The organism is Agromyces sp. NPDC056389 (genome assembly GCF_042262385.1).
In the GTDB taxonomy this organism is placed as follows: Bacteria; Actinomycetota; Actinomycetes; order Actinomycetales; family Microbacteriaceae; genus Agromyces.
On record NZ_JBHJPN010000001.1, the window covers coordinates 2125329 to 2151351 of the forward strand.

The window sequence follows — 26023 nt, forward strand, 5'->3', positions numbered from 1 at the left end:
GCCCGGTCGGATGCCGCGGGGTGCGGCATCCGACCGGGCAGTGCGACGAACGCTACTCGCGGTCGCCCGCGGTCTTGCGACGTCGCACGATCACGATCGCCACGACGCCGGCGGCCACGACGAGCACGCCGAGTCCGATCCAGAGGCCGACGGCGGGGCCGGAGTCACCGGTCGAAGCGGATGCCTCGTCGGACACGGGCTCCACCGTGTAGTAGCCCCAGTAGCCGGCCTGGTTCGCGATGATGCCGTTGTCGGCGGGCTGCGTGGTGAAGCCCGTGAAGCGGTCGGAGCGGTAGGCCTCGAGCGACTGGCCGTACCAGAGGGTGATCTGGGCGACGTCCTCGTAGTGCATGCGGAGCATGTCGTGCACGAGCTCGGCGCGCTTGCCCTCGTCGAGCTCGGAGTGCTGCTCGGCGTAGAGGGCGTCGAACTCGGGGTTGCAGTAGCCGTCCTGGCTCGTCGCGCCGTTGCCCTCGGCGTCGGGACGCGAGGAGCACAGGTTGATGCCGAGCTGGTAGTCGGGGTCGGGGTTGACGCTCCACCCGGAGAAGTACAGGTCGTAGTCGCTCACGGCCGTGCGGTCGGAGATCGTGTCGCTGTCGGTGGTCTCGAGCTTCAGCTCGACGCCGATGTTCGCCATCCAGGGCACGAGGTACTCGGCCGTCGACATCTCGACGATGTCCTCCGCGTCGGCGAGCAGGCGGATCGAGAGTCGGTTGCCGTCCTTCTCGCGGATGCCGTCGGCGCCCGCCACCCAGCCGGCTTCGTCGAGCTGGGCCGTCGCCGCGTCGGGATCGAACGACACGATCGCCTCGTCGTCGTCGGGCAGGTGCCACTTCTCGAACGCGATCGGGATGAAGCTCGTCGCAGGAGCGCCGTAGCCGCCCAGCACGTTCTTCAGGAGCGACTCCTGGTCGATGCCGAGGCGGATCGCCTCGCGCACGGCCGGGTCCTTGAGGACCGGGCTGCCCGTTCCGTAGGGGACGCCCTCGGGCGTCTCCGCTCCGGCGTTCACGCTGATCGACGTGAAGCGACGGCCGGTGCCCGCGTGGGTCGTGATGCCCTCTTCGCCTTCGAGCGCCGACATCTGGGTGTCGGTGAGTCCGGTGACGAGGTCGACCTCACCGGCGCGCAGCGCCTGGATCTGGGCGTCGGAGTTCGTGTAGTAGATGTACTGGATGCCGTCGATCTTGGGAGCGCCCCGCCAGAAGTTGGGGTTCGCCTTGAGGGTGATCGACTGGTTGGCCGAGTAGCTGTCGAGCGTGTACGGTCCGGAGCCCACGACATCGGCGTCGTTGGCGAAGGTCGTGGGGTCGTCGACCTCCGACCAGATGTGCTCGGGGAGCACGGGGATCTCGGTGCCGGGGTTCGGCGCCTGCGGTGTCTTGAGGTTGATGACGACGGTGAGGTCGTCGGGCGCCTCGACGCTGTCGAAGTTCGCCACGAGGTTGCCGTTGGCGGTGCCGAGCATCGGGTCGTTCATCATCGACTCGTACGTGTACTTGACGTCGGCCGAGGTGATCGGCTCGTCGTCGGACCACTTCATGCCCTCGTGCAGGGTGAAGGTCCAGGTCATGCCGTCGGGGCTGGCCTCCCACTTCTCTGCGAGGCCCTCGGTCGGGGAGCCGTCTTCGGCGTCGTTCTGCACGAGGCTCTCGTAGACGTACCGGATGATGTTCGTCGGCGTCAGGTAGATCGAGATGAACGGGTTGAAGGTGTCGACGAAGCCGGCGGTCGCGATGCGCAACGTCTTGGCATCGGCGCTCGCCGACGCCTCTGGGCTCGCGTCGGCGAAGACCGGGGCCGCGAACGAGGTCGCTGCCGGGCCGATGGCGAGGCACGCCGCGAGGGACACCGCGGCGACGGTGGACAACCCGCGTCGCGCCTTTCCGTTTCTTGGGGCTGAAGTAGCACGCATACGTTTCATATTCCTTCGCTGATGGGGACGGACATGTGTGCAGAACTCGGATCTCTAGCAAGGGAACATGATGACCTGATGAAGTGTCAACAACAAAGATGCGATTCGTATCGGAATTTACAGAACGGCAACATTCCACAAGATCCGATACGGATACGGTGAAAATCCGAGAACATAGGGCTCTGATCGGAAATTTGCCACTCGGAGGGCGTCACAATCAACCCGGGGCACAACGGCCGCTCGTGGCGGGGAGTGTCGCTCGATCCTCTGGTCGGTCGAGCCGGGCTCCATTGCTCCAGGCTGAACATCTGAACCCTATCTCATGCGTTGAGCGAGACGAACCTCGTCGAAGCCCCGCCGGTTCCCGCGCACTATGGTGGAGCGCATGAGCGAGCCGACCGCGACACCACGTCTCGACAACGACATCGACCAGCGCATCGTCTCCGCACTCGCCGCCGACGGGCGCACGACGCTCGCGACGCTCGCCACGCTCACGGGCCTGTCGACCTCGGCGGTGCAGTCGCGCGTGCAGCGACTCGAGCAGCGCGGCGTCATCACCGGCTATCGCGCGGTCATCGATCCGCAGGCCGTCGGGCTGCCGGTCTCCGCGTTCCTCGAGATCTCCGTGCTCGACCCGGCCATGGTCGGCGACCTCGGCGCACGGCTCGGCGCTTACCCCGAGATCGAGTCCTGCTACGCGGTCTCCGGAGACGCCGGCCATCTCGCGGTCGCCCGCGTGGCGACGACGGCCGACCTCGCCGACCTGCTGGTGCGCCTGCGCACCGACATCCCCGCGCAGGTGCGCGCGACGATCGTGCTGCGCACGCTCTTCGAGACCCGTCCGTTCACCGCCTCGGCCTGAGCCTCCTGAGCGCCGGGCCCACCTGAGCGCCGGGCCCACCTGAGCGCCGGGCGCCGGGCCCACCTGAGCGCCGGGCCCACCCGAGCGTCTGACCCGCCGCATCCCCCGCAGAGCGGAGTCGCAGCCCTGCTGCGGCGTCGGAAGACCCGTCGCACGACGGATGCCGCGAGCGCGCGGCATCCGTAGCGTGAGGGCATGCTCGAACTCCACGACGTCACCAAGCGCTACGGCGAGCGCCTCGCCCTCGACCAGGTGGGCTTCACCGTCGGCGACGGCCGGCTCACCGGCTTCGTCGGCGGCAACGGCGCCGGCAAGACCACCACCATGCGGATCATCCTCGGCGTGCTCGCCTCGGACGGCGGCACCGTGACCCTCGACGGCGAGGCGCTCACGAGCGCCGACCGGCGCCGGTTCGGCTACATGCCGGAGGAGCGCGGCCTCTACCCCAAGATGCGCGTGCTCGAGCAGACCGTCTACCTCGCCCGCCTGCACGGCTGGAGCGCGGCCGCGGCGCACCGCAACGCCCTCGAACTGCTCGAGCGACTCGGCCTCGGCGAGCGCACGAACGACACCATCGAGTCGCTCTCGCTCGGCAACCAGCAGCGGGCGCAGATCGCGGCAGCGCTCGTGCACCGCCCCGAGGTGCTCGTGCTCGACGAGCCGTTCTCGGGCCTCGACCCGATGGCCGTCGAGACGGTGCAGGGGGTGCTCGCGGATGCCGCGGCATCCGGCGCACCCGTGCTCTTCTCCTCGCACCAGCTCGACATCGTCGAGCGGCTCTGCGACGACCTCGTCATCATCGCGGGCGGCCGCATCGCGGCTGCTGGCAGTCGCGACGCCCTCCGCGCCGAGCACGGCTCCGACCGCTGGGAGCTCCTCACCTCCGGTGATCTCGGGTGGCTGCGCCAGCAGCCGGGCATCCGGGTCGCGGACTTCGACGGCGGCTGGGCCGTCTTCGAACCCGAGTCGGATGCCGCGCGGCAGGCCGCCCTCGCCGAGGCCGTCGCCCGCGGCGACGTCATCAGCTTCACCCGCGAGCACACGACGCTCGCCCAGATCTTCACGGAGGTCGTGCAGTGACTCTCGACACGAACGCATCCCGCACCGGCGGCCGGCCCGACGGTGAGCGCCGCACCCCCAGCTTCACCGACAACGTGACCCTGATCGCCGGACGCGAGATCTCGATGAAGATGCGCAGCAAGGCCTTCCTCATCTCGACCGGCGTGCTCATGCTCGTCGTGCTCGCCTCGGTCGTGCTCGGAAGCATCTTCGGATCGCAGTCCGACCTTCCCAAGGTGGCCGTGGTCAACGGCGCGACCGAAGTCGTCGCGGGCAACCCGGCCCTCGACGCGGTGCCCGTCGCCGATCAGGACGCGGCCGAGCAGCTGCTGCGCGACGGCGACGTCGACGCGATCGTGGCCCCCGCGGCATCCGAACCGCTCGGCATCGTCGTGATCGGCCTCGAGTCGGCGCCGAACTCGGTCGTCTCTGCGCTCTCGGTGAATCCGACCGTCGAACTGCTCGACCCGGCCGCGGTCGACCCGATGCTCGCCTACTTCGTGGCGTTCGGCTTCGGCATCGTGTTCTTCATGTCGGCGCTCACCTTCGGCACGACGATCGCGCAGTCGGTCGTCGAGGAGAAGCAGACCCGCGTCGTCGAGATCCTGCTGTCGACCGTGTCGGCACGGGCGCTCCTGACCGGCAAGGTCATCGGCAACAGCGTGCTCGCGTTCGGTCAGATCCTCGCGATCGCGGTGCTCGCGCTCCTCGGGCTGCTGCTCACCGGCCAGCGGGTGCTGCTCGGCGGGCTCGGCGCCTCGATCGTGTGGTTCATCGTGTTCTTCGCGATCGGGTTCGTGATGCTCGCCGCGCTCTTCGCCGCGACCGCTGCACTCGTCTCGCGAGCCGAGGACATCGGCACGGTCACGACGCCCGTGACGATGCTCGTGATGATCCCCTACTTCCTGGTCATCTTCTTCAACGACAACCCGACGGTGCTCGCGATCATGAGCTACGTGCCGTTCTCGGCACCCGTCGGCATGCCGATACGGATCTTCCTCGGCACCGCCGAATGGTGGGAGCCGTTCGTCTCGCTCGCGATCCTGCTCGCCACCGCGGCACTCGCGGTCGTGGTCGGCGAGCGCATCTACCGCAGCTCGCTGCTGAAGACCGGCGCTCGCGTGCCGTGGGGCGAGGCCCTGAAGAGCTGAGCACGAGCGAGCGGATGCCGCGGGCGGGTGTCGACGGCGGCATCCGCCCGCGGCATCCGCTCGTTCCGCAGCAGTGCGAGGATGGTTCAGTGACTGAACAGCTCCACGACACCTCCGTCCGCGGTTTCGCCTCCGACAACTACTCGGGTGTGCACCCCGAGGTGCTCGCGGCGATCGCCGCCGCCAACGACGGCCACCAGGTCGCCTACGGCGAAGACGTCTACACCGAGCGACTGCAGCAGGTCTTCGCGCGGCACTTCGGCGAGGGCGTCGAGGCGTTCCCCGTGTTCAACGGCACGGGCGCGAACGTCACGGGCCTGCAGTCGATGCTCCCCCGCTGGGGCGCCGTGATCTCGGCGAGCACCGCGCACATCAACTCCGACGAGGGCGGCGCGCCCGAGCGGGTCGGCGGCATGAAGCTGCTCACGGTTCCCGCCCCCGACGGCAAGCTCACGATCGAGCTCATCGACCGCGAGGCGTGGGGCTGGGGCGACGAGCACCGTGCGCAGCCGCTCGTCGTGTCGATCACGCAGACCACCGAGCTCGGCACCGCGTACACCGTCGACGAGGTGCGTGCGATCGCCGACCACGTGCACGAGCGCGGCATGACCCTGCACATGGACGGCGCGCGCCTCTCGAACGCCGCGGCATCCCTCGACCTCCCCCTCCGCGCCTTCACCCGCGACGCGGGCGTCGACGTGCTGAGCGTCGGCGGCACGAAGAACGGCGCGCTCGGCGCCGAGGCGATCGTGGTGCTGAACTCCGAGGCATCCGTGGGCCTCACGTACCTGCGCAAGCTCAACATGCAGCTCGCTTCGAAGATGCGCTTCACCTCGGCGCAGCTCATCGCGCTCTACGAGGGCGACCTCTGGATCGAGAGCGCGCGGCACGCGAACGCGATGGCGCGGCGCCTGCGCGACGCGCTCGATGCGGGCATCGCCGCCGGCGAGCTGCCGGGTCTCGGCTTCTCGCAGCAGACGCAGTCGAACGGCGTCTTCGCGACGCTCCCGGCGGGCGTCGCCGACCGGCTTCGCGAGCGATTCCGCTTCTACGATTGGGATGCCGCGCGCGGCGAGGTGCGCTGGATGTGCTCGTTCGACACGAGCGAGGCCGACATCGACGCGTTCGTCGCGGGCATCCGCGAGGAGCTCGCACGGGTCTGACCGCCCTCCGCGCGGCGCGGGAACCTCGGGTTCGCTGAGAATCATGCGTGAGCATGGAATACCGGATGCCGCTGCGCGTTGCATCCCTCGGGTCGACGATGCCCCGGCATCTGTCCCACTCTCGTGAAAGCCGCAAGCGCATGACCCTCATCACCGACATCACCTCCCGCCGCGCCGAGACCGACGCGCCGCTCATCGCGCCGCTCGTCGAGCGCTTCAGCCCCCGCGCGTATGACCCGACGGCGGAGATCGACCCCGCGGTCATCCGTACGATCCTCGAGGCCGCGCGCTGGGCTCCGTCGGCGAACAACGTGCAGCCCTGGCGCTTCATCGTGGGCCGCCGCGGCACCGACGCCTTCACGAAGCTGCACGATGCGATGCTCGGGTTCAACCAGGCGTGGGCGGATTCCGCCGCAGTGCTCATCGCGAATGTCGCCGAGACGGTCGACGCCGAGGGCACGCCCCGCCCGTGGGCGCGTTACGACCTCGGTCAGGCGGTCGCGCACCTCTCGGTGCAGGCGCAGCACGAGGGCCTGCACACCCACCAGATGGGCGGCTTCGAGGCCGAGAAGATCCGCGCCGCATTCGGCCTCGCCGACGGACTCGAGGTCGTCTCGATCACCGCGATCGGCGTGCTCGGCGATGTGAACGCCCTGCCCGACGCGCTTCGCGAGCGCGAGAGCGCCCCCCGCCTGCGCAAGCCGCTCTCGGAGCTCGTGCTCGTCGGCGAGTGACGAGCGCACACAGCAGACCCTGAGCGCCGCGAGTCGATTCGACTCGCGGCGCTCTTGTCTTCGGTCGCCCGTGCTGTGACGCGTCGACCAGGCCGCTATGCGTCGACCGGATCGACGACCGAGATCGGCCGCGTCGGCGGCTCGTGCCGCACCGGCATCGCCGCGATCACCCGCTTCAGGCGCCATGCCGCGAAGACCGCGAGCACGCTGAGCGCGAGGTGCATGCCGAGGAACGCGTCGCCGAGTCCGGCGCCGAGCAGCACGCCGGCGACGAGCGGGCCGGCCGCGGTGAACGCCGTCTGCAGCGCCGACATCGCACCGAGCGTGCTGCCGACCATGCCCTTGCGTGCGAGCGAAGCGATGAGCGGGTTCAGCACTGGGCTGTAGATCGTCTCGCCCACCGCGAAGATGCCGTAGGTCATGACGAACATCGCCGAAGCGACGCCCGGTGCGAGCTGCGCGCTCGCGAGCACGAGCCACGCGACGACCCAGATGCCGCCGACGGCCATGAGCAGGGCGGGCGCGCTGACCTTCGCCGTGAGCCGCACGACCACGACCTGCAGCGCCACGATCACGATGCAGTTCACTGCCGCCGCGGTGCCGACCGCGACGGGGTCGACCTGGAGCACGGTGATGCCGTACGCGGGAATGCCCGACTCGAACTGCGCGTAGAACCCGAGCGCGAGCGCGATCATGATGACCGAGGTCCACCGGAGCGCGGGGTTCGCGAACACGAGCCGGAAGGCGCCCGGTCGACGTTCACCGGCCAGGCCGGTGACCGCGTCGGCCGTGAACTCGGCACTGCGCCGGGCACCGCGTCCGGCGAGCGCGATGATCGCCGACGACACGGCGAACCCGGCGGCGGCCATGAGGAACCCGATGTCGAGTCCGTCGTGCCGGCCGAGGTCGATGATCTGCCCGGCGAAGAACGCGCCGGCCGCCATGCCGAGCGCCTCACCCGTGAACTTGTACGCGAAGACCTTGCGCCGGTCGTCGGTCGACGACCAATCGAGCGCGAGCACCTGCTTCGCAGGGACCGCGGCGGCGAGCCCCAGTCCGAAGACGAGCATGCCGCCGAGGAAGACGGCGGGGCCGTCGGCGAAGACCAGCGAGGCCGCGCCGGCGGCGCCGAGCAACTGCGCGACGACGGCGACGTGCACGGGGTTGTACCGGTCGGCGAGCCTGCCCGCGATCGGCGCGGCGACGAGCGCGCCGACGGAGAAGAGCGACGAAGCGGCGGCCGCGACGAGCGCGCCCCAGCCGCGCGTGTCGGCCGCGTAGGCGTACTGGTACGGGAGCACGGCGCCCCAGCCGAGCATGCCGATGCTCGATGCGAGAATGAGCAGCTTCGCGCGCATGGGCACGCCACCTTTCCGGGAGTCATGGTCTCGAACGAGACGGGTGCCTCACCTGTCTGGCCGGACGGGAGGCGATGATTCGAATACGAACTATTCGATATCGAAATATTAGCAACCGAACATCGCATGCGAGAATTCCCGTATGGCCAAACGCACTCCGTCAGCGCAGGAACTGCACCGTCGCGCTGTCGCGACCTACGTCGCAGCGGGCGGCGAGGAGTCCGTGCAGCGGGTGATCACCGCCGTGCAGGGGCTCACGAAGAAGCTCGACCAGTGGTACGTCAGGCAGCTCGCCGACCTCGACGTGAGCTCGGGCGAATGGGCCGTCGTGACCTCGCTCGCGAAGGCCGGGGAGGCGCTCACCCCGAGTCAGCTCGCCGAGCTCACGAACGTGGCGCCGTCGTCGATGACGCATCGCCTCGACAAGCTCGCCGAGCGCGGCCTCGTCGAGCGCGCGGCCGACCCCGACAACCGCACCCGCATCCTCGTGAGCCTCACCGAAGAGGGATGGGGGCTGTTCAGTCAGGCGATCCGCGACTCCGACGTCGTCGAGTCCGACGTGCTGCAAGACCTCGGCGACGCCGAACGCGCGGAGCTCGCGCGCCTGCTCGAGGTCGTCATCGCCCGACTCGACGACATCGACGCCTGACCGCGCCGACGCAACCACGCCGGCACGCGACGACGCGTCAGTCGTTCGCCCGGTCCCGCAGGTGCGCGCGCAACTGTTCGACGACGAGTTCGTGATCGGCGAGCTCGGGCAACCCCGAGACGCCGACGGCGCCGATGACCCCGACCTCGCGGATCCGGATCGGCACGACCCCGCCGTGCGCCGCGTACTCGCGCGGGTCGAGGCGAGCGTGCACGTCGAAGTCCTCGCCCTTCGCGCGGAACTCCTCGCCGACGAGCAGCGAGGCCTGTCCGTACCGTTCGACGACGCGGTGCTTGCGATCGAGCCAGGCGTCGTTGTCGGCGGTCGCGCCCGGCAGGGCGGCATGGAACACGCGCTGCTGTCCGAACCAGATCGCGATCGCGACCGGATGCCCCGCCTCGGCGGCTGCCGCACGGAGACGCCCGCCGAGCACCCACGCGTCGTCGAGCGTGAACCGGTCGAACTGCAGTTCGGATGCCTCGGCGACGAGCCGTTCGAGGAGCTCGCTCATGGGCGCAGCAGCACCTTCGTGGCGCGCCGCTCGTCCATCGCGGCGTACGCCTCGGCGGCCTCGGCGAGCGGGAGCTCGAGGTCGAAGACGAGCCCCGGTTCGATCGCGCCCGACCGCACATCGGGCAGCAGCTCCTCGATGTAGCCGCGCACGGGAGCGACGCCGCCGTTCACGCCGACGTTGCGGTTGAAGAGGGGGCGCACCGGCAGCTCCGGCCCGCCGTTCGGTGCACCGACGTAGCCGACCATCCCGCCGGGGCGAGTGGAACGGATCGCCTGATCCATCGACTCCTTCGTGCCGACGCACTCGAGCACCCGGTCGGCGCCGATGCCCCCGGTGAGCTCCTGCACCCGCGCGACACCCTCGGCCCCGCGCTCCTCGACGATGTGCGTCGCACCGAACCGGCGGGCGAGCGCCTGTCGCTCGGGATGCCGCGACATCGCGATGATCGTCGTGGCACCGAGGCGCTTCGACGCGATGATCGCGCAGAGGCCGACCGCACCGTCGCCCACCACGGCGACCGAGTCGCCGGCCGAGACGCCGGCGGAGACCGCGGCGTGGTGGCCCGTGCCCATCACGTCGGCGAGGCTCAGCAGGCCCGGCACCTCGTCGTCGCCGACGGGTCCGGGCACGACGACGAGCGTCCCGTCGGCGAGCGGCACGCGAACCCGCTCGCCCTGACCGCCGTCGGCGAAGGCGCCCACGCGGTCCTCCGAGCCCCACCATCCGCCGTTCAGGCACGAGGTCGAGACGCCGTTGCGGCAGTTCGCGCACGTGTTGTCGCACACGTAGAAGGGGGCGATCACGAAGTCGCCGACGGCGACCACCGTGACCTCGTCGCCGATCGCCTCGACGACACCGATGAACTCGTGCCCGATGCGATGCGGCTCATGCGTGGGGGTCACGCCCCGGTACGGCCAGAGGTCGGAGCCGCAGACGCACGCGGCGACGACCTTCACGATGGCGTCGGCGCCGGTGGAGAGCACCGGGTCGGGGACGGATTCGACACGGATGTCGCGGGGTGCGTGAATGACAGTGGCGAGCATGCACCGAGCCTACGCTCGCGCATCGCCGAGCATGCCGATCGTCACGGACCGTCCATCTCGGCTTTCGACGGCGGCCGGACTGTGTTTCAGTGGAGAGATGTTCCCCCGCATGCCGTGCCCCGACCCGATTCCGCTCCGAACGACGCGCACGCAACGAGCCCGCGTCGATCGTGGCTGCTGATCACGGGCTGGGGTGGTACGACCCCGAACGACTCGACGCATCGGCGCGTCGGGCGACGTCCTCCTATCTCCGCCTCAGACGCCCGATCGGCGTGGTCGGCCAGAGCGAGCGGAACGACGCCTTCCTCCGCGAGCTGACGGTGAAGTCGGCCTCGACGTTCGAGAGCGAGGGCATGGTGCCCTGGGGCATCCTCGAGACCGAGAGCCACGGTGCGGTCGTCGTGCCCGCCGACCTCGCTGCCGCGGCAACCGTGCCCAGATCGGCCATCGCCCTGCGACGGCTGGCCGCGCGAGTCGGTCCCATGCAGCGGCGACTCGAAGCTGCGCAGGCCGCGATCGAAGAGCGCCCCGCCGTGCGTCGCCTCCGCACGAGGTTCATCGCGGCCGCTGTCGCGCACGCGGCGCTCTTCCGCCAACTCGAGGACTGGTCGCCGCCTCCATCGGAGTGAGGCGCGCGGGCGCCGCTTCCCCGCTCGTTCGTCGAGGTGCCGTATGCTCGCGCCAACGCATCGGCACGGGGAACTGCCGATCGTGGGGGTGATGGTGGAATCCGAGGCGGCAGAGCGGCTCCGGGAATGGTTCGACGCGCAGCGCGGGGTCGAGGGCGTCCGGCTCGACCGCGCCATCTCGACGTTGCTCGGCGAACTCGACGAACGCACCCGCCGTTGGGCGAGGTCGCTCTGCGCGGCCCATGCGGATCGCACCGGATCGCACGTCGACGATGTGCACAACCTGATCAGGCTCGAGATCGCACTCAAGATCCGATCCCACCTGGGGGCGGTCAGCCCTGCTCCGATCGACGACTTCCATGCCCTGTTCCGGCGCATCGCGTCGCGAGCCGCATACTCGTACTTCCACTCCTCGGCCTACACCGGCGTGCGCGGCGCGAACGGGGCGGCCCGACGCGCCTCGACGATCCACTCGACGAGGGCCGAACTCGCGGCCGAGCTCGGCCGCCACCCCTCCGATGCCGAGGTGATCGCCGAAGTGAACCGTCGCGCCCACCTGAGCCGACGCGATCCGGCGAAGCAGGGCGCGCTCGCCACGAGCGCCGACCTCGCGCCGACCGCGTTCGTGCCCCTCGAACTGCTCGCCGACCTCGCGAGCACGACCGGTGCCACCGAGTCCGACACGAGCCTCGATCGGCTCGACGCGGAACGGCTCGTCGCGCGCACCCTCGACGTCAGCCGCGCCGTCTCGCCTGCGCTGGGCGATGCCGCCCGACTCTGGATCGGCCAGGCTCTCGCCGACCCGCCCGTGGTCCGCACCGCCGCAGAGATCGCCGAAGCACTGGGTGCGACCCCGCAGGAGGCGGAGCGGCTTCTCCACGGCTGCCGCACCATCGCGACGCTCATCGGCGAGAGCGAGTTCGGCGTCTCCTCACCGTTCGGCTGAGACGGCGCAGGCGAGCACGCCCTCGCGTTCCGGTTCGCGCCCCGCCGGCATCATCGACGAGCGACTCGTCGCGAGCACGAGCGCCGAATCCCACAGACGCGTCGCGAACGCTGCACGCGATGACAGGTATCGTGCGATCGCGTCCTCCCCGTGCTCTCCGGGATCGGCGAACGGCGCGAACAGCGCCACCGTGGCGCGCGAGCGTCGACCTTCGAGGTGATCACGGCATGCGGTGAGGATCCCTTCGGGAAGTCCGACGACGTACGCACGGAGATCGGCAGCGACCCGTCGCTCGATGCGCCCCGCAACCGCGATCGGCAGGTCCTCGTCGACTGCCACGGCTGCCCAGATCTCGACGCGCAGCGCGGCCCTCGTCGACAGGCCGAGGTCGAACTCGTCGAGCAGTTGATCGCACGCTCCGGCCGCGCCCGCGTACCCGCGCTCGAGCACGGCACCTGAGCGCAGCGCGGCGGCATCGATGAAATCCGCGTAGTGCTGGTCGATCGACGTTGGCTTCGTGAAGCCCTCGACGAGGTGGAATCGCTCGACCGGGCGATGTCGCGGGCTGAAGTCGGGCCCGAGCCGCACCTCCTCGGCGAGTGCGGCGACGGCGGCACGTGAGAGAGAGTGGCCGGCGAGCGCCTCGGCTTCGGCCACTCGCTCCTTCAGGATCCGGAGCGCCTTGGCGGTCTCGTGCCGTACCGGACCATTGACGAACCGCGAGCACACGGCGGTCGCGATCCGTTGCACCACCGCCCCAGGGACGGGGTGGCCCTGGCCGACCCGCTTGACGAGTTCGAGCAGGGTCTCGCCGATCGCGTCCTCGGCATCCGCCTCCGACAGCCCCACCCTGCGACGCAGGCCTCGCACCGCGCGCGTGACCTCGACCACGAGTCCCGCGGCCGCAGCCCGACGCACGTCCTGTTCGGAGCTCACGAGGTCCGCACGGAAGTCCCGAGGCCGGTGCACATCCAGGGGCTGCATGCGGTGGTCCTGCAGTTCGGCGATCGTCGTCATACCGATCACGTGTGCGGCGGCGGCACTGCCGCACGGTTCGTCTCTCGACGGCCGCGATGCATGCAGCGTGAGCGCGATTCGCGATTCAGCCCCGACCGGCCTCGACGCACGGCACGGCCGTATCCGGCGAGCGCGGGATGCCGCGACGCGAAGGGATAATTCGCGTTCCGCGGCGGCCGCACACCGCGCGTCGCCGTTCGGCACCCGGCTCAGCCCTCGCGCAGGGCCGACGCTCCCTGCAGATCGAGTGCGGCGAGCAGCGCCCGCCGGCCTGCCACGAGCCGACTCCGGAGAGCGAGATGGCGCTCCAGCGTGGCACGGACCTGCTCGACGACGGGCGTCGCCGCCTTCGCCGTGGCCATGCGACCGAACCCCGACGATGTCGCCGCCGCCGCGATGAGCACCACGACGAGGAGGATCGCGAATCCGGCGATCGGCGGTGCGCCGATCGTCGCCATCACGACGAGCACGAGCGCGGCGATCACCGCGGTCGCGAGCCCGCTGAGCAAGGGCACGAGCGAGATCGCCGACCCACGGTCGTTCGCGAGCTCGGCCAGGTACGACTCGGCCCGGCCGATGCAGGCGTCGATCCGGGCGATCGCGCTGTCCCAGGAGTCGACCCGCGTTCGCGAGACCGGCAGATGAGCGCCCGGACGGTGCGCTTCGGGGCACATGGGGTCGTGCACGGTGTCGGCGGGGAGGCTCATGTCCTACTCGTGCGCGGCACTCGCGCGAGTCGACCGCGGCATCCGGAAGCGACGTCGGATCACTGCTGCGAACCCTGCCGCGCATGTACTCAGCGTCGGTTGCGGTCGACGGCGTATGCCGACGACCGGAGACCGTGCACCGAGAGCTGAGGGGACCCCGGTGAGCACCACAACACGAGATCGAACCATCGTCGAGCACCTGCCATTGGTCGGATTCCTGGTGTCGAAGGTCATGGCGGGAGCGACGCATTTGTCGCGCGACGACCTGGCGCAGGCCGGCGCGCTGGCGCTCGTGCAGGCCGTCGACGCGTACGACGCCTCCAGAGGCGTGCCGTTCGGCGCCTACGCGCGTGAACGCATCATCGGCGCGATCCGCGACGAGATGCGCGCGGCCGACTGGGCGAAGCGCTCGACACGACAGACGATCAAGGCGACGCTCGCCGTACAGGAGCAGTTGACCTCGGCGCTCGGCCGGGGGCCGACGACGCTCGAGGTGGCCGGGGCCCTCGGAGTCGACGAGGCGACCGCCGTCGAGTACACGGGCCTCGCGAATCGCCGCATCGGCCCGTTCGACGAGGCATTCGCGGGCGACGAGAGCTCTTCCGTCCTGCTGCCCGAGACGGAGGCGATCGTCAAGGAGCGCGTCGAGTTCGTGCGGAAGGCCGTGCAGACCCTTCCGGACCGGATGCGGTACATCGTGGAGGCGGTCTACTTCCACGACCGCACCGTGACCGAGCTCGCCGCAGAACTCGGTGTCACCCACTCCGCGATCTCCCAGCAGCGCGCCGAAGCGCTGCGGCTCATGCGGCTCGGTGCCGAGGGCCATCTCCGCGAGGAGGAGCAGGAGCTCCCGATCACGGCGCCGACGAGCGCGCGGGCCCGCGGCTACCTCGCGGAGCTCGGCGATCGGCTCGCCGCGCGCGTCGACTCCTCGCGATTCGCCTAACGGCTCGCGCACGACGACCGACAGTGCTGCATACCGGTCCACGGATGGGCCGGTGACCCAACGATCAAGGAAGAACATCCCATGGGAATGCAGATCAACACGAACGTTGCGGCGTTCAACGCGCACCGCAACCTGAGCAACACGCAGAACGAGTTGTCGAAGTCCCTCGAGAAGCTCTCGAGCGGCCTGCGCATCAACCGGGCTGCCGACGACGCGGCGGGTCTCGCGATCTCGGAGGGCCTGCGTTCGCAGATCTCCGGTACCAAGGTCGCCGCTCGCAACGCACAGGACGGCATCAGCGTCATCCAGACCGCTGAAGGCGCCCTGACCGAGGTGCACACGATCCTCCAGCGTGTGCGCGACCTCGCCGTGCAGGCCGGTAATGACTCGAACAACGCCAACTCGCGTTCGGCGATCAAGACCGAGGTCGACGACCTCGCCGCGGAGCTGACCCGTGTCGCCGCTTCGGCGAACTTCAACGGCATCAAGCTCCTCGACGGCTCGAACGCGTCCCTGACCTTCCACATCGGCGCCGGCGGCGTCGCAGCGGAGGACCAGATCGCCGTGAGCCTGACGAACGTCACCACCGTCGCGACCGCCGTCGGCGCTCTGACCTTCGACAGCGCGGCGAACGCCGCGACGTCGATCACCGCGCTCGACGCTCAGATCACGGCCATCTCGACGGCTCGCGCCGAACTCGGTGCCAACCAGAACCGGTTCGAGTCGACGATCCGCAGCCTCAACGTGTCGGCCGAGAACCTGTCGGCCGCCGAGTCGCGGATCCGTGACACCGACATGGCATCGGAGATGGTCAACTACACCCGCGCCAGCATCCTCTCGCAGGCCGGCACCGCGATGCTCGCCCAGGCCAACCAGGCCAACCAGGGCGTGCTGAAGCTCCTCGGTTGATAACAGCCGCCAGTGACTGAGGCCTGGCGGTGATCGGCGTGAGGTCCCCTGCCATCACCCGACACCGCCGGGTCTCTTCTGTTTCGACGCGAATCGATTGGAACTCGCCATGGGACTCTCCCTCGACGGCCTCGCGAGCGGCCTGGACACGACCGTGCTCATCGCCAAGCTCATGCAGCTCGAGGCGCGCCCGCAGGTGCTCCTGAAGGCCACCGCTGCGAAGGCCGCCAGCGCCCTCACCGACTTCCAGTCGCTCAACACCCGGCTCGCCGCCCTCCTCGAGAAGGCGGGCAAGGCCGCGGCCCCCACCGGCCTCCAGCAGTTCACCGCGAGCACCTCCGACGCCTCCGTCACTGTGAAGGCCGGGGCCGACGCCGCAGCCGGCAGCCTCGACCTCACCGTGACCCGGGTCGCCAGCCCGCACGTGATCGTCTCCGCCGCGATGCCGAGCTGGCCGGGCTCTCCGCCGGTGCTCACGATCGTGCGCCCCGACGGCACCCGCGCACAGGTCACCGCGACCTCCGACTCCCTCGCCGACATCGCGCGGGCCGTCGACAACGCCGAACTCGGCATCACCGCCACCCGCGTGCAGTCGGGAACGGATGCCTCGGGCACCCCGCTCTTCCGCCTGCAGTTCGCCTCGACCGAGACTGGAGCGGCCTCGGCGTTCCAGGTGTTCCGCGGCAGCGAGGCCGACGTGGCCGCCGGTACGGCGGTCGACGTGGCCGCCGAGGCCGGGGCATCCGTCATCCGGCAGGGGCAGGACGCCGCCGTCACCCTCTGGGCGGGCACCGCCGCCGAGCAGTCGATCACCTCGGCGTCGAACACGTTCACCGGCCTGCTGCCGGGTGTCGACGTCACGGTCTCCAAGGTCACCGCCTCGCCGGTCGGCCTCACGATCGGTCGTGACCTCGAGGCATCGTCGGACACGGCGGCCGCCTTCCTCGACGAGGTGCGGTCGATCCTGACGTTCATCTCCCAGAAGTCGGCGACCTCGAAGACCACGGATGCAACCGGGGCCACGATCACGAATGTCGGCAGCTTCACGAGCGACTCGAACATCCGGGGCATCCGGCAAGCCCTCGTCGACGCGATCCAGGCGCCCATCGACGGGAACTCGCTCGCGCCGCTCGGCATCAGCTTCTCGAAGACCGGCGAACTCGAGTTCGACGCCGAGAAGTTCGCGGCAGCACTCACCGACGACCCTGCACACCTCGAGGCGGCCTTCTCGACCATCGCGACGCGCCTCGGCGAGGTCGCGACCCGGTACTCCGACAAGTACGAGGGCCAGCTCTCGAAGCAGATCGAGGGCAAGCAGTCCCTCATCGACGGCATGGACAAGCAGATCGAGGGCTGGACTCGCCGCCTCGAGCAGCGCGAGGCGACGCTCAAGCGCACCTACGCCGCACTCGAGGTGGCCATGAGCAAGCTGAACGACCAGTCGAGCTACCTCGCTTCACAGCTCGCCGGCCTTCCCTCGTGGGACGCGAAGTCCAGCAAATGAGCCCACCGGCAAGATGCCGTCGTCACCAGTGAGGAGCCCGAAGTGACCGACCACCTCGACGAGTACCAGCGCACGGCGATCATGAGCGCGACGCCCGCGCAGCTGCTCACGATGCTCTACGACCGGCTGCTGCTCGACCTCCACAGGGCCGAGGCGGCGCAGACCGCGGGCAACTGGCCCGTCGCGACGGCCCAGCTCATGCACGCGCAGGACATCGTCGTCGAGCTGCAGCGCTCCCTCGACCTCGAGGTGTGGGACGGCGCGAAGCGGCTGATGGCGATCTACGACTACGTGTACGAAGCTCTCGTGAGGGCCAACATCGGGCGCGACGTCGAGCTCACCCGGGAGTGCACGCGTCGTCTCGAGCCACTGCGTCAGGCCTGGCACGAAGCGGCCATGGCGCCGAGTTCCGCAGGAGGATTCCGTGTCGGCTGACGACGCGAGCACCACCACCGCGTCGTCGTACGAGCGCTGGGTCGCCCACCTCGCCGCGGTGAGCGCGCCGATCGACATCGACGGCGTGTCCCACGGCAGGTTCACCGGCCCGCTCGCCGTTCCGATCGACCCGGGGCTCCCGCCGCTGCCTCCCGAGCTCGCCTCGGCGGTCGGCCGGGCGCTGCAGGAACTCCGTGGCCGGCTCGCCGAGATCGCGAGCGAGCGCGACCGCGTGGCCGGGGAGCTCGAACAGCTCGCGCGGGCGTCTCGAGCGCCCGCCGAACGCCGCCCGGTCTACCTCGACGCCGTCGGTTGAGCGCCTGCAGCTAACGGATGCCGTGCGACTGCCGATAGCCATGCACGAGCAGGGAACGCTCGACGAGTCAGGCCAGGGATCGGCCACCCGACGTACCGGAGGGACGCCGTGCTGGATTCCGTGACCGCCCTCGCACTCTCGAGCGCACTCGACGGCCTCGCCGAGCGGCAGCGCGCGATCGCGAACAACATCGCGAACGTGAACACACCCGGCTACCGGGCGCAGCGCGTGAGCTTCGAGGCCGCGCTCGCAGCATCGGTCGAAGCGGGCGACGGTCGCGTCTCAGCCCGCGTCGCGGACTCGCTCGAGCCCACGAAGCTGAACGGCAACAACGTCAACCTCGACACCGAGACCCTGTCGAACATCGACACCGTGCTCCGATACCAGTTCGCCACCCAGGCCGCGAACGGCCAGTTCACCTCGCTTCGCACCGCGATGCGAACCAACTGATGACCCGGAGGAGCAACCGATGACCTTCGACGCGATCGGCATCGCCGGCACGGCACTGACCGTGCACCGCAAGTGGCTCGACGCCGTCTCCGACAACCTCGCCAACGTGAACACTGCGACGTCGACCGCCGGCGATGCGTTCCAGGCGCGGTACGTGATCGCGCAGGCCGGCGAGGGCACGAGCGGCGTCTACGTGCAGGGCGCCGCCTTCGGCGATGCCGAGGGACGTCTGGCATACCAGCCCGACCACCCGCTCGCCGACGCCGACGGCTACGTGCGCTACCCCGACATCGACCTCTCGGCGCAGATGGGTTCGCTCATCATGGCCCAGCGCGGCTACCAGGCCAATGCGGCGGTCGTCGACCGGGCGCGCGAGACCTACCTGGCTGCACTGCAGATCGGACGGAGCTGAGCATGATCGAGTCGATCGGAGCCGTGCAGGGTGTGCGGCAGACGGGCTACCTCGCCGAGACGGAGGCCATCGCGGCGAACTCCCCGGCGGGCGACGGCTTCGGCCAGGTGCTCGCGAGTGCCGTCGACGGCGCGCAGGCCCTGCAGGGCGAATCGAAGACGCTCGCCGTGCAGGCGGTGACCGGCGACCTCACCGACATCCATGACGCGACGCTCGCGTCCACCCGCGCGGCGGTGACCCTCGAGCTCGTCGCCGCCGTGCGCAACAAGGGCGTCGACGCGTTCAACGAGATCATGCGGATGCAGGCCTGATGCCCGCACCGGTCAGAGCGGGCCTCGCCCGGCTCGGAGCGATCGTCGGCGGCTTCAGCATCGCCCAACGCGTGCTGACGCTGCTCGGCATCGCCGTGCTCGCGGTCGGCATCGTCGCGGTCGGCGCCTGGCTCTCGAAGCCGGCGTACACGCCGCTCTTCTCCGGTCTCTCCGGTGCCGACGCGAGCGCCGTCGTCGAACAGCTGCGCGGCTCCAACGTGCCGTACCAGTTGGCCGAGGGCGGCTCGACGGTGCTCGTTCCCGAAGAGGTCGTGTACGAGGAGCGGATCAAGGCCGCTTCGGCGGGCCTGCCCGTCTCGTCGACGGGAGGCTACGCGCTGCTCGACAGCATGGGCGTGACGACCTCGGCGTTCCAGCAGTCGGTCACCTACAAGCGCGCGATCGAGGGCGAACTCGCGAAGACGATCGGCTCGATACAGGGCGTCTCCGCCGCCTCGGTGCAGCTCGCCCTGCCAGAGGAGACCGTCTTCGTCTCCGAGCAGCAGAAGCCCACCGCGTCCGTCTTCGTCGAGACCGCCTCGGGTGCGACGCTCTCGACCTCCCAGGTCAACGCGATCGTGCACCTCACGAGCGCCGCCGTCGAGGGCATGGACGCGGAAGGGGTCGCGGTGATCGACGCCGAAGGCAACGTGCTCTCGGCGGTGGGCGTCGGACCGTCGGGAACGGTGGAATCGAAGGCCGGAGACTACGAGCAGCGCGTCTCGGCGTCGGTGCAGGAGATGCTCGACCGGATCGTCGGCTCGGGCAACGCCACCGTCGCCGTCGCGGCCACGATCAGCTCGGAGAGCGCGGAGGTCACGAGCGAGCGCTTCGAGGCCGCGCCCGAGACCCCGGCGCTCAACGAGTCCGTGAACACCGAGAACTACACGGGCACGGATGGCGCGGCGGCCGGCGTGCTCGGCCCGGACAACATCGCCGTGCCCGGCGGAGCCGGCGGCGACGGCACCTACACATCCGAGGAGACGGTGCGCAACAACGCGGTCGACAAGGTCACCGAGACGCGGACGATCCCGGCGGGTGCCGTCGCCAAGCAGACGGTCTCCGTCGCGATCGACCGCGCCTCGGCCGGCGACATCCGCCTCGCCGAGGTTCGCGACCTCGTGGCGAGCGCCGCGGGCATCGACGCCGAGCGCGGCGATGAGCTGAGCGTCGAGCTCGTCGAGTTCAGCACGGCCGATGCCGCCGCGGCCGGAGAGGCCCTGCGAGCGGCCGAGCGCCAGGCCGAGGAGGAACGGCTCGCGGAGCTGATCCGGGCCGGCATCATCGCCGTAGCCGTGCTCGTGCCGCTCGTGATCGCGGCGATCGTCATCGCACGCCGCCTGCGACCCCGCCGCGAGCCGCTCGAGCTCGAGGAGTCGCACCCGCACTTCGACGTGCTCGATGGCGCAGCGGCCTCCGCGCCGACCGTGCCGCTCGAGCTCGAGCCGCCGGACCCCGACGACGGCGAGGCTCGACGAGCCGACATCGCGCGAATGGCGGAGCAGGATCCGGAGAAGACCGCGCAACTGCTGCGGGCGATGCTCGATGAGCGGACTCCGGCATGAGCGAGACGACTGCCCTGACCGGGGTGCAGAAGGTCGCGGTCGTGCTCATGAACCTCGAGCGCGAGCAGGCCGCGAAGCTCCTCAAGGAGTTCAGCGAACCCGAGGCCGAGGAGATCACCGCCGAGATCATCCGCCTGCAGCGGGTCGACGCGGATACGACGGACCAGGCACTGGCCGAGTTCCACGACCTCGCCGTGCGGGGGCGGGTCGCCGCACGCGGCGGGCACGAGATCGCAGCCGGCCTGCTCGAGTCGTCGTTCGGCGCCGAGAAGGCTGCGGGCGTCATGAACCGTGTCGCCTCCTCGCTCGCAGGCAAGTCGTTCGAGTTCCTCGACGCCGCGGAGCCGGCGCAGGTCGCCTCGTTGCTCGACGCGGAGATGCCCCAGACCGTCGCGCTCGTGCTCACCCATCTGCGGCCCTCGCACGCCTCGAACATCCTCGCCGGCCTACCCGACGAACGTCGCGCCGACGTCGCCGAGTGCATCGCGCAGATGACGAGCGCCACTCCAGCGGCGATCGCGATCGTCTCGTCGACCCTCAAGTCGCGCGCCGCCTCGATGATCTCCCCCCGGACTGCCGCCGAGGTCGTCGGCGGCGTGCAGCCGCTCGTCGACATCATCAATCGTGCGCCGGTCGCGACCGAGCGCGCCGTGCTCGAAGCGCTCGACGCCCGCAACCCCGAGCTCGCCGACGAGGTGCGCAGCCGCCTGCTGACCTTCAACGACATCGTGCGGTTCGACGACCGCGACGTGCAGCGAGTGGTGCGCGGCGTCGACATCGCGGTGCTCGCTCGAGCGCTGCGCGGCGCACCGGCCGCCGTGGAGCAGAAGATCCGCGAGAACCTCTCCGAGCGCAATCGCGAGCTGCTCGACGGAGAGGCCGGAGTGATGGGCCAGCTCCGCGTGTCGCAGGTCGAGGAGGCTCGAGCCGATCTGGTGCGTGCGATCAGGGAACTCGCCGAGGAGGGCCAGATCACCGTGCATCGAGCCGAGGGAGACGACTTTGTCGACTGAACTGTTCGCGCCGCTCGTCTTCCCGGCCCTGCAGACCGCCGGGGCGGAAGACGCGGTGCGCGAGGCCGTGCAGCGCGGCTACGCCAAGGGACTCGCACGAGGCCGACGGCGCGCCGAGCTCGAACGCGACGAGCTCATGGCCCGAGTCGACGCCGACGCCGAGGCGCGGAACCGGCTCGCCGATGCGCGCATCGTGATCGCGCTGCAGCGGCTCGAAGACGCGCGGGACGCGCTCGAACGCCGCGTCGCCCCGGTGCTCGTCGACTCGGAACGCGCGATCCTCGAAGCCTCGATCGCACTCGCCGAGGCGGTGCTGGGCACCGAGCTGGCCAACGCCGAGGTCGCGGCGCGCAGCGCGCTGGCGCGCGCACTCGGGCACCCCGCGGCGCCGGCGACCGTCGTCGTCCGCATGCCGCCCGAGTCCATCGCGGCGCTCGCCGCCGCCGGCGTCGAGGCGCCGGTCGCCCTCGCGGCCGACGCGACCCTGCAGTCCGGCGATGCGATCGCCGAACTGCCCGACGGACTCGTCGACGCACGAATCGCCGAGGCCCTGCAACGCGCACGGGCCGCACTCCTCGAGGGGGCGCCGTGAACATCCGTGAAACGCCCCGCTTCGCAGCCGCGATCCGGTCCGCCGGGCCGGAGCGGATCGGACGCGTGCGCAGTGCGGTGGGCCTCGGCATCGACGTCGAGGGGCTCGATCTCGCGATCGGCGATCTCGTCGAGATCGGCGACGACGGAATGGCGGCGGAGGTCACCGCGTCCCGCCCCGGGTCGGCCTCGTGCATGGCGCTCGAGTCCTATGCCGCTCCGGCGCCGGGCGCACCAGTGCGACGACTCGCGCAGACGGCATCGGCTCCGGTCGGTCGCGGCCTCCTGGGTCGCGTCATCGACGGGCTCGGCCGCCCGATCGACGGCAAAGGCCCGCTCGCCGACATCGAACGGGTCGACCTCGCGAACCGGAGCCCCGCGCCGATGAGCCGTGCACGGATCGACATGCAGCTGCACACGGGCGTGCGCGTGCTCGACGGGCTCGTTCCGCTCGGCCGCGGCCAGCGCATCGGCCTGTTCGCCGGGTCGGGCGTCGGCAAATCGAGCCTGCTCTCGATGGTCGCACGGGGCACGGATGCCGCGATGTCGGTGATCGCCCTCGTCGGCGAGCGCGGGCGCGAGGTACGGGAGTTCCTCGACGACGATCTCGGCGCAGCGGGCCTCGCCCGATCGGTCGTGGTCGTCGCCACCGCCGACGAGCCCGCCCCGATGCGCCTGCGTGCAGCCCAGCTCGCGACTCGGATCGCGGAAGAGGCTCGGGAACGCGGCGAGCACGTCGTGCTGATGATGGATTCACTGACCCGCGTCGCGATGGCGCAGCGCGAGATCGGCCTGTCGGCGGGCGAGCCGCCGGCCACCCGCGGCTACCCGCCATCGACCTTCTCGTTGCTGGCGCGGCTGCTCGAGCGCGCGGGAACCGCGGGCACCGGCTCGATCACGGGCGTCTACACGGTGCTGGTCGAGGGCGACGACCACAACGAGCCCGTCGCCGACACCGCGCGATCGATCCTCGACGGCCACGTCGTGCTCGTCCGACGCCTCGCCGTGTCGGGCCACTTCCCTTCGGTCGACGTGCTCGACTCCGTCTCGCGGGTCGCCCCCAAGGTGACCGAGCCGAGCGCCATGGCCGATGCCGCCGTCGTTCGTCGTGCACTGGCCGCTCGGCGGCAGGCGCAGGATCTCATCGACGTCGGCGCCTATCAGGCGGGGGCGAACCCGCTGGTCGACGCGGCGATCGCGCACGAGGGGGAGATCGACGCCTTCCTCCGGCAGCGGATCGACGAGCAGACGGCGCCCGGCGACGCCGGTCGGCTCGTCGCGGCACTCGCCCGGGCGATCGGCGGTGAACGATGAGCCGCGCGTTCAGCCTCAGCGCCCTGCTCCGGGTGCGCCGGATCCAGGAGGATCAGGCGCAGGGCGTGCTCGCCGCGCGCAACGGGCGGCTCCGCGACAACGAGGCGGTACGCGAGCGAGCGCTCCGCCACCTCGAGGCGTTCGGCGAGCCCGGCACCTCACTCGAGACGCTCAGGGCGGTCGCGGCCGCCCGTGCGGCGAGCGCGGCGATGCTCGGCGAGTGGGAGATCCGCCAGGAATCGCTCGAGCGCAGCGCGGCCGAGGCTCGCGTCGAGCACGCAGCCGCGCACGCACGCACTCGCGGACTCGAGCGGCTCGAGGCCACGCACACGGCGCACGCGGCTGAAGCAGACCTGAAGGCGGAGCAGTCGCGTCTCGACGAGCTCACCGCCTCGCGCACCGCGACCGGGAAGGGACGGTAACCATGCCCATCGTCGACACGATCGGACGGATCGATGAGATCACGTCACTCGTCACGACGCTCGAAGGCCGTGGCAACGCGGCATCGGCGGCCCGGTTCGAGACGACGCTCGCCGCGCAGCCCGCCGCGGTCGCGCCGGTGACGACCCCGGCCGCAACCGCGACCGCCGGAGGCGTCACCGGCCAGGCGATCGTCGATCAGGCCAAGCAGTACCTGGGCGTGCCGTACGTGCTCGGCGGCACCGACCGCTCGGGAATCGACTGCTCGGGGCTCGTGCAGCGGGTGCTCGGCGAACTCGGCATCGAGGTGCCTCGCCGGGTCTCCCAGCAGGAATCGGTCGGCGAGGAGGTCGGCTCGCTCGCCGAGGCCCAGCCGGGCGACCTCATCGTGACGCACAACGCCGACCACATCGTCATCTACGCCGGTGACGGCATGATCGTGCACGCACCCTACGAGGGGCGCACGGTGTCGTACCAGCCGAACTACCTGACCGACGCCGACATCCAGACGATCCGGCGAGTGGTGCCGAGCGGTTCCGCGGTGCCCCCGGCGACGTCGACGGATGCATCGGTCACGGCGGCGGCCGGCCCGACGCCGCTCGGCGGCGGCGTCGACCTCGCCGGTGCGCTCGGTGGCACGAACGGGCTCGCATCATTGCTCGGCGCGCTCACCGGCACCGGCACCGGTTCGGGGTCCGAGGCATCGAGCCGGCTCGTCGACCTCCTGCTCGCGTCGCAGCTGCTCGCCCTCACGCGGAGCGCACTGTGAGCGCGGCGGGTGGCGTGGTGATCGCCACCCTTCCGAGGCCGGCAGCTGCTCGATCAGACAGCGACCGGGGCACTACCGCGACGGGCAGCGCCACGGCGTTCGCTGCGGCACTGCGCGGCGCCGGCGAGACCGGCCGTGAGCTCGGCCGCGAGCTCGTCGAGGTCTCGCCGACGGGCGATGCGGCTTCCGAGCAGGCAATCATGGCCGACACCGCGGCGAACGCCCCCGCACCGATCCTGCCGCTCACCGTGCAGCCGACCGCGACGCCGGTCCAGGCCTCGGTCGGCATGCCGGCCGACGCTCCGTCGTCGTCAGCGATTGCGAGCTCGGAGTCCGAGGACCCGGCCGGACCGGTGGCGGCGCCCACGATGGTCGACGCGCTCGGCGAATCGGCGGCTGCACCGCTCGCTGCACCGTCGCCGGGCGCCTCGTCGATCATCGCGGCGGCGGCCGGCGCCCGCACGGCGACCCCCGCCGCCGGCTCGCCGAGCCCTGCTGCGGCTGCGACTGCGGTGACTACGGCGACTGCGGCGACTGCGGTGACCGACGGTTCCCCGCGCGCACCGCTCGGCGACGCGGCCGAGTCGCGTGCAGCAGGCCCACAAGCCGATGTCGACCCCGCGCCGGCCGACAGCGGCCGGCGCGCATCGTTCGGCGCCGAGGCATCCGCTGCCGTTCCGACGACGGGAGCGACCACCACTCGACCCGCACCCTCCGTCGACGCCGCGATGCCTGCGGAGGAGCCCCGGACCGGCCTTCCTCCGGCAGCTCCCGCGGCCCTCGCACCGACGACCCTCGTCGATGACGCCGTTCCGGTGCCGATCAGTGCACCCATCACCGCAGCGGGCGATCGTGCGGCCGTGCAGTCGCCGGCCCATGCGGTGCGCGGGGGCGTGGCCGACTCCTTCGCCGCCCAGCTCTCCAAGCCGGTCGTGGCACTCGCACAGGGGCCGACGGGCATCCAGCACGTCACCGTGCAGGTCAGCCCCGAACACCTCGGCCCCGTGTCCGTGCGCGCCGCCGTCTCACCCGAGGGCGTGCGCATCGAGCTCCTCGCTCCGGGCGAGACCGGCCGCGAGGCCCTCCGCCAGGTGCTGGGCGACCTCCGCCGCGACCTCGTCGCCGCCGGACTCACGGCGACGCTCGACGTCTCGCCCCGCGACGCCGGAGCCGGGACGACCGGGCAGCCGCCCGCCCGCGACGAGTCGGCAGAGACCGACCCCGCACCCGTCCACCGAGAGACGAGGGAGGAACCGCCACGCCTGCAGCTGCGCTGGAGCCCGGCATCCGACCTCGACGTGATCGCCTGAGGAGACCG

General features: G+C 70.8%; 29 protein-coding genes. 23 read left to right on the forward strand and 6 right to left on the reverse strand.

The window, feature by feature from the left end; genetic code table 11:
- Positions 1-52: 52 nt before the first annotated feature.
- Positions 53-1873 (reverse strand): ABC transporter substrate-binding protein, encoded by a 1821-nt coding sequence (locus ACFCVM_RS09930; RefSeq protein ID WP_375836008.1) that lies wholly within the window; start codon positions 1871-1873, stop codon positions 53-55.
- Between the two features lie 430 nt (positions 1874-2303).
- Here ACFCVM_RS09930 and ACFCVM_RS09935 point away from each other — a divergent pair, with 430 nt between their 5' ends.
- The 5 genes from ACFCVM_RS09935 (at position 2304) to ACFCVM_RS09955 (ending at position 6887) form a co-directional block, all read left to right on the forward strand.
- Positions 2304-2780, forward strand: a complete 477-nt coding sequence (locus tag ACFCVM_RS09935) for an Lrp/AsnC family transcriptional regulator (RefSeq protein WP_375836009.1) — start codon at positions 2304-2306, stop codon at positions 2778-2780.
- A gap of 195 nt (positions 2781-2975) precedes the next feature.
- Complete coding sequence (locus ACFCVM_RS09940; RefSeq protein ID WP_375836010.1) at positions 2976-3860, forward strand: ABC transporter ATP-binding protein; 885 nt, start codon at positions 2976-2978, stop codon at positions 3858-3860.
- A complete protein-coding gene (locus ACFCVM_RS09945) occupies positions 3857-4990 on the forward strand; it encodes an ABC transporter permease (RefSeq protein WP_375836011.1) in 1134 nt (377 codons plus the stop codon). Before ACFCVM_RS09940 ends, ACFCVM_RS09945 begins: the two co-directional genes overlap by 4 nt.
- Before the next feature lie 89 nt (positions 4991-5079).
- A complete protein-coding gene (locus tag ACFCVM_RS09950) occupies positions 5080-6153 on the forward strand; it encodes a threonine aldolase family protein (RefSeq protein WP_375836012.1) in 1074 nt (357 codons plus the stop codon).
- A gap of 140 nt (positions 6154-6293) precedes the next feature.
- Positions 6294-6887 (forward strand): nitroreductase family protein, encoded by a 594-nt coding sequence (locus ACFCVM_RS09955; RefSeq protein ID WP_375836013.1) that lies wholly within the window; start codon positions 6294-6296, stop codon positions 6885-6887.
- Positions 6888-6982: 95 nt separating this feature from the next.
- On the opposite strand, the gene ACFCVM_RS09960 is transcribed toward ACFCVM_RS09955, so the two are convergent.
- Positions 6983-8245, reverse strand: coding sequence for an MFS transporter (locus ACFCVM_RS09960; RefSeq protein ID WP_375836014.1), 1263 nt, complete (start codon positions 8243-8245; stop codon positions 6983-6985).
- A gap of 142 nt (positions 8246-8387) precedes the next feature.
- On the opposite strand from ACFCVM_RS09960, the gene ACFCVM_RS09965 reads away from it, so the two are divergent.
- Positions 8388-8894 carry a MarR family winged helix-turn-helix transcriptional regulator gene (locus tag ACFCVM_RS09965; RefSeq protein WP_375836015.1) on the forward strand — a complete coding sequence of 169 codons (507 nt, stop codon included), beginning with the start codon at positions 8388-8390 and terminating at the stop codon, positions 8892-8894.
- Between the two features lie 37 nt (positions 8895-8931).
- Here ACFCVM_RS09965 and ACFCVM_RS09970 read toward each other — a convergent pair whose 3' ends face one another.
- Both ACFCVM_RS09970 and ACFCVM_RS09975 read right to left on the reverse strand, forming a co-directional pair.
- The gene (locus ACFCVM_RS09970; protein ID WP_375836016.1) at positions 8932-9405 is read right to left on the reverse strand and encodes a heme-degrading domain-containing protein; all 474 of its coding nucleotides are present in this window, start codon (positions 9403-9405) and stop codon (positions 8932-8934) included.
- The gene (locus tag ACFCVM_RS09975) at positions 9402-10451 is read right to left on the reverse strand and encodes a zinc-dependent alcohol dehydrogenase family protein (protein ID WP_375836017.1); all 1050 of its coding nucleotides are present in this window, start codon (positions 10449-10451) and stop codon (positions 9402-9404) included. Before ACFCVM_RS09975 ends, ACFCVM_RS09970 begins: the two co-directional genes overlap by 4 nt.
- A gap of 170 nt (positions 10452-10621) precedes the next feature.
- On the opposite strand from ACFCVM_RS09975, the gene ACFCVM_RS09980 reads away from it, so the two are divergent.
- Positions 10622-11080: a hypothetical protein gene (locus tag ACFCVM_RS09980; RefSeq protein ID WP_375836018.1), complete on the forward strand. Its 459-nt coding sequence runs from the start codon at positions 10622-10624 to the stop codon at positions 11078-11080.
- Between the two features lie 91 nt (positions 11081-11171).
- Positions 11172-12026, forward strand: a complete 855-nt coding sequence (locus ACFCVM_RS09985) for a hypothetical protein (protein WP_375836019.1) — start codon at positions 11172-11174, stop codon at positions 12024-12026.
- Here ACFCVM_RS09985 and ACFCVM_RS09990 read toward each other — a convergent pair.
- Together ACFCVM_RS09990 and ACFCVM_RS09995 are read right to left on the reverse strand one after the other, a co-directional pair.
- Positions 12012-13043, reverse strand: a complete 1032-nt coding sequence (locus tag ACFCVM_RS09990; protein WP_375836020.1) for a hypothetical protein — start codon at positions 13041-13043, stop codon at positions 12012-12014. The genes ACFCVM_RS09985 and ACFCVM_RS09990 overlap by 15 nt on opposite strands.
- A gap of 209 nt (positions 13044-13252) precedes the next feature.
- Complete coding sequence (locus ACFCVM_RS09995; RefSeq protein ID WP_375836021.1) at positions 13253-13750, reverse strand: hypothetical protein; 498 nt, start codon at positions 13748-13750, stop codon at positions 13253-13255.
- Positions 13751-13910: 160 nt separating this feature from the next.
- Here ACFCVM_RS09995 and ACFCVM_RS10000 point away from each other — a divergent pair, with 160 nt between their 5' ends.
- The 15 genes from ACFCVM_RS10000 to ACFCVM_RS10070 all read left to right on the forward strand — a co-directional run bounded on the left by ACFCVM_RS10000 (position 13911) and on the right by ACFCVM_RS10070 (position 26015).
- Positions 13911-14696: a sigma-70 family RNA polymerase sigma factor gene (locus ACFCVM_RS10000; protein WP_375836022.1), complete on the forward strand. Its 786-nt coding sequence runs from the start codon at positions 13911-13913 to the stop codon at positions 14694-14696.
- Between the two features lie 81 nt (positions 14697-14777).
- Positions 14778-15605, forward strand: coding sequence for a flagellin (locus tag ACFCVM_RS10005; RefSeq protein ID WP_375836023.1), 828 nt, complete (start codon positions 14778-14780; stop codon positions 15603-15605).
- 109 nt (positions 15606-15714) lie between these two features.
- Complete coding sequence (gene fliD / locus ACFCVM_RS10010; RefSeq protein ID WP_375836024.1) at positions 15715-17109, forward strand: flagellar filament capping protein FliD; 1395 nt, start codon at positions 15715-15717, stop codon at positions 17107-17109.
- Positions 17110-17151: 42 nt separating this feature from the next.
- On the forward strand, positions 17152-17544 hold the full coding sequence (fliS, locus tag ACFCVM_RS10015) for a flagellar export chaperone FliS (RefSeq protein ID WP_375836025.1): 393 nt from the start codon (positions 17152-17154) through the stop codon (positions 17542-17544).
- Positions 17534-17860, forward strand: a complete 327-nt coding sequence (locus tag ACFCVM_RS10020) for a hypothetical protein (protein ID WP_375836026.1) — start codon at positions 17534-17536, stop codon at positions 17858-17860. The genes fliS and ACFCVM_RS10020 overlap by 11 nt, the downstream gene beginning before the upstream one ends.
- 108 nt (positions 17861-17968) lie before the next feature.
- On the forward strand, positions 17969-18310 hold the full coding sequence (locus ACFCVM_RS10025; RefSeq protein WP_375836027.1) for a flagellar basal body rod protein FlgB: 342 nt from the start codon (positions 17969-17971) through the stop codon (positions 18308-18310).
- A 19-nt stretch (positions 18311-18329) separates the two neighbouring features.
- Positions 18330-18722 (forward strand): flagellar basal body rod protein FlgC, encoded by a 393-nt coding sequence (locus ACFCVM_RS10030; protein WP_375836028.1) that lies wholly within the window; start codon positions 18330-18332, stop codon positions 18720-18722.
- A gap of 2 nt (positions 18723-18724) precedes the next feature.
- Positions 18725-19033, forward strand: coding sequence for a flagellar hook-basal body complex protein FliE (gene fliE / locus ACFCVM_RS10035; protein WP_375836029.1), 309 nt, complete (start codon positions 18725-18727; stop codon positions 19031-19033).
- Positions 19033-20598, forward strand: a complete 1566-nt coding sequence (gene fliF / locus ACFCVM_RS10040) for a flagellar basal-body MS-ring/collar protein FliF (RefSeq protein ID WP_375836030.1) — start codon at positions 19033-19035, stop codon at positions 20596-20598. Before fliE ends, fliF begins: the two co-directional genes overlap by 1 nt.
- On the forward strand, positions 20595-21611 hold the full coding sequence (gene fliG / locus ACFCVM_RS10045; RefSeq protein ID WP_375836031.1) for a flagellar motor switch protein FliG: 1017 nt from the start codon (positions 20595-20597) through the stop codon (positions 21609-21611). Before fliF ends, fliG begins: the two co-directional genes overlap by 4 nt.
- The gene (locus ACFCVM_RS10050; RefSeq protein WP_375836032.1) at positions 21601-22203 is read left to right on the forward strand and encodes a FliH/SctL family protein; all 603 of its coding nucleotides are present in this window, start codon (positions 21601-21603) and stop codon (positions 22201-22203) included. The genes fliG and ACFCVM_RS10050 overlap by 11 nt, the downstream gene beginning before the upstream one ends.
- A complete protein-coding gene (locus tag ACFCVM_RS10055) occupies positions 22200-23516 on the forward strand; it encodes a FliI/YscN family ATPase (protein WP_375836033.1) in 1317 nt (438 codons plus the stop codon). The genes ACFCVM_RS10050 and ACFCVM_RS10055 overlap by 4 nt, the downstream gene beginning before the upstream one ends.
- A complete protein-coding gene (locus tag ACFCVM_RS10060) occupies positions 23513-23938 on the forward strand; it encodes a flagellar export protein FliJ (protein WP_375836034.1) in 426 nt (141 codons plus the stop codon). Before ACFCVM_RS10055 ends, ACFCVM_RS10060 begins: the two co-directional genes overlap by 4 nt.
- A gap of 2 nt (positions 23939-23940) precedes the next feature.
- Complete coding sequence (locus ACFCVM_RS10065; RefSeq protein ID WP_375836035.1) at positions 23941-24705, forward strand: C40 family peptidase; 765 nt, start codon at positions 23941-23943, stop codon at positions 24703-24705.
- Entirely contained in the window at positions 24702-26015 is a 1314-nt protein-coding gene (locus ACFCVM_RS10070; RefSeq protein ID WP_375836036.1) for a flagellar hook-length control protein FliK, read from the forward strand. Before ACFCVM_RS10065 ends, ACFCVM_RS10070 begins: the two co-directional genes overlap by 4 nt.
- Positions 26016-26023 lie beyond the last annotated feature (8 nt).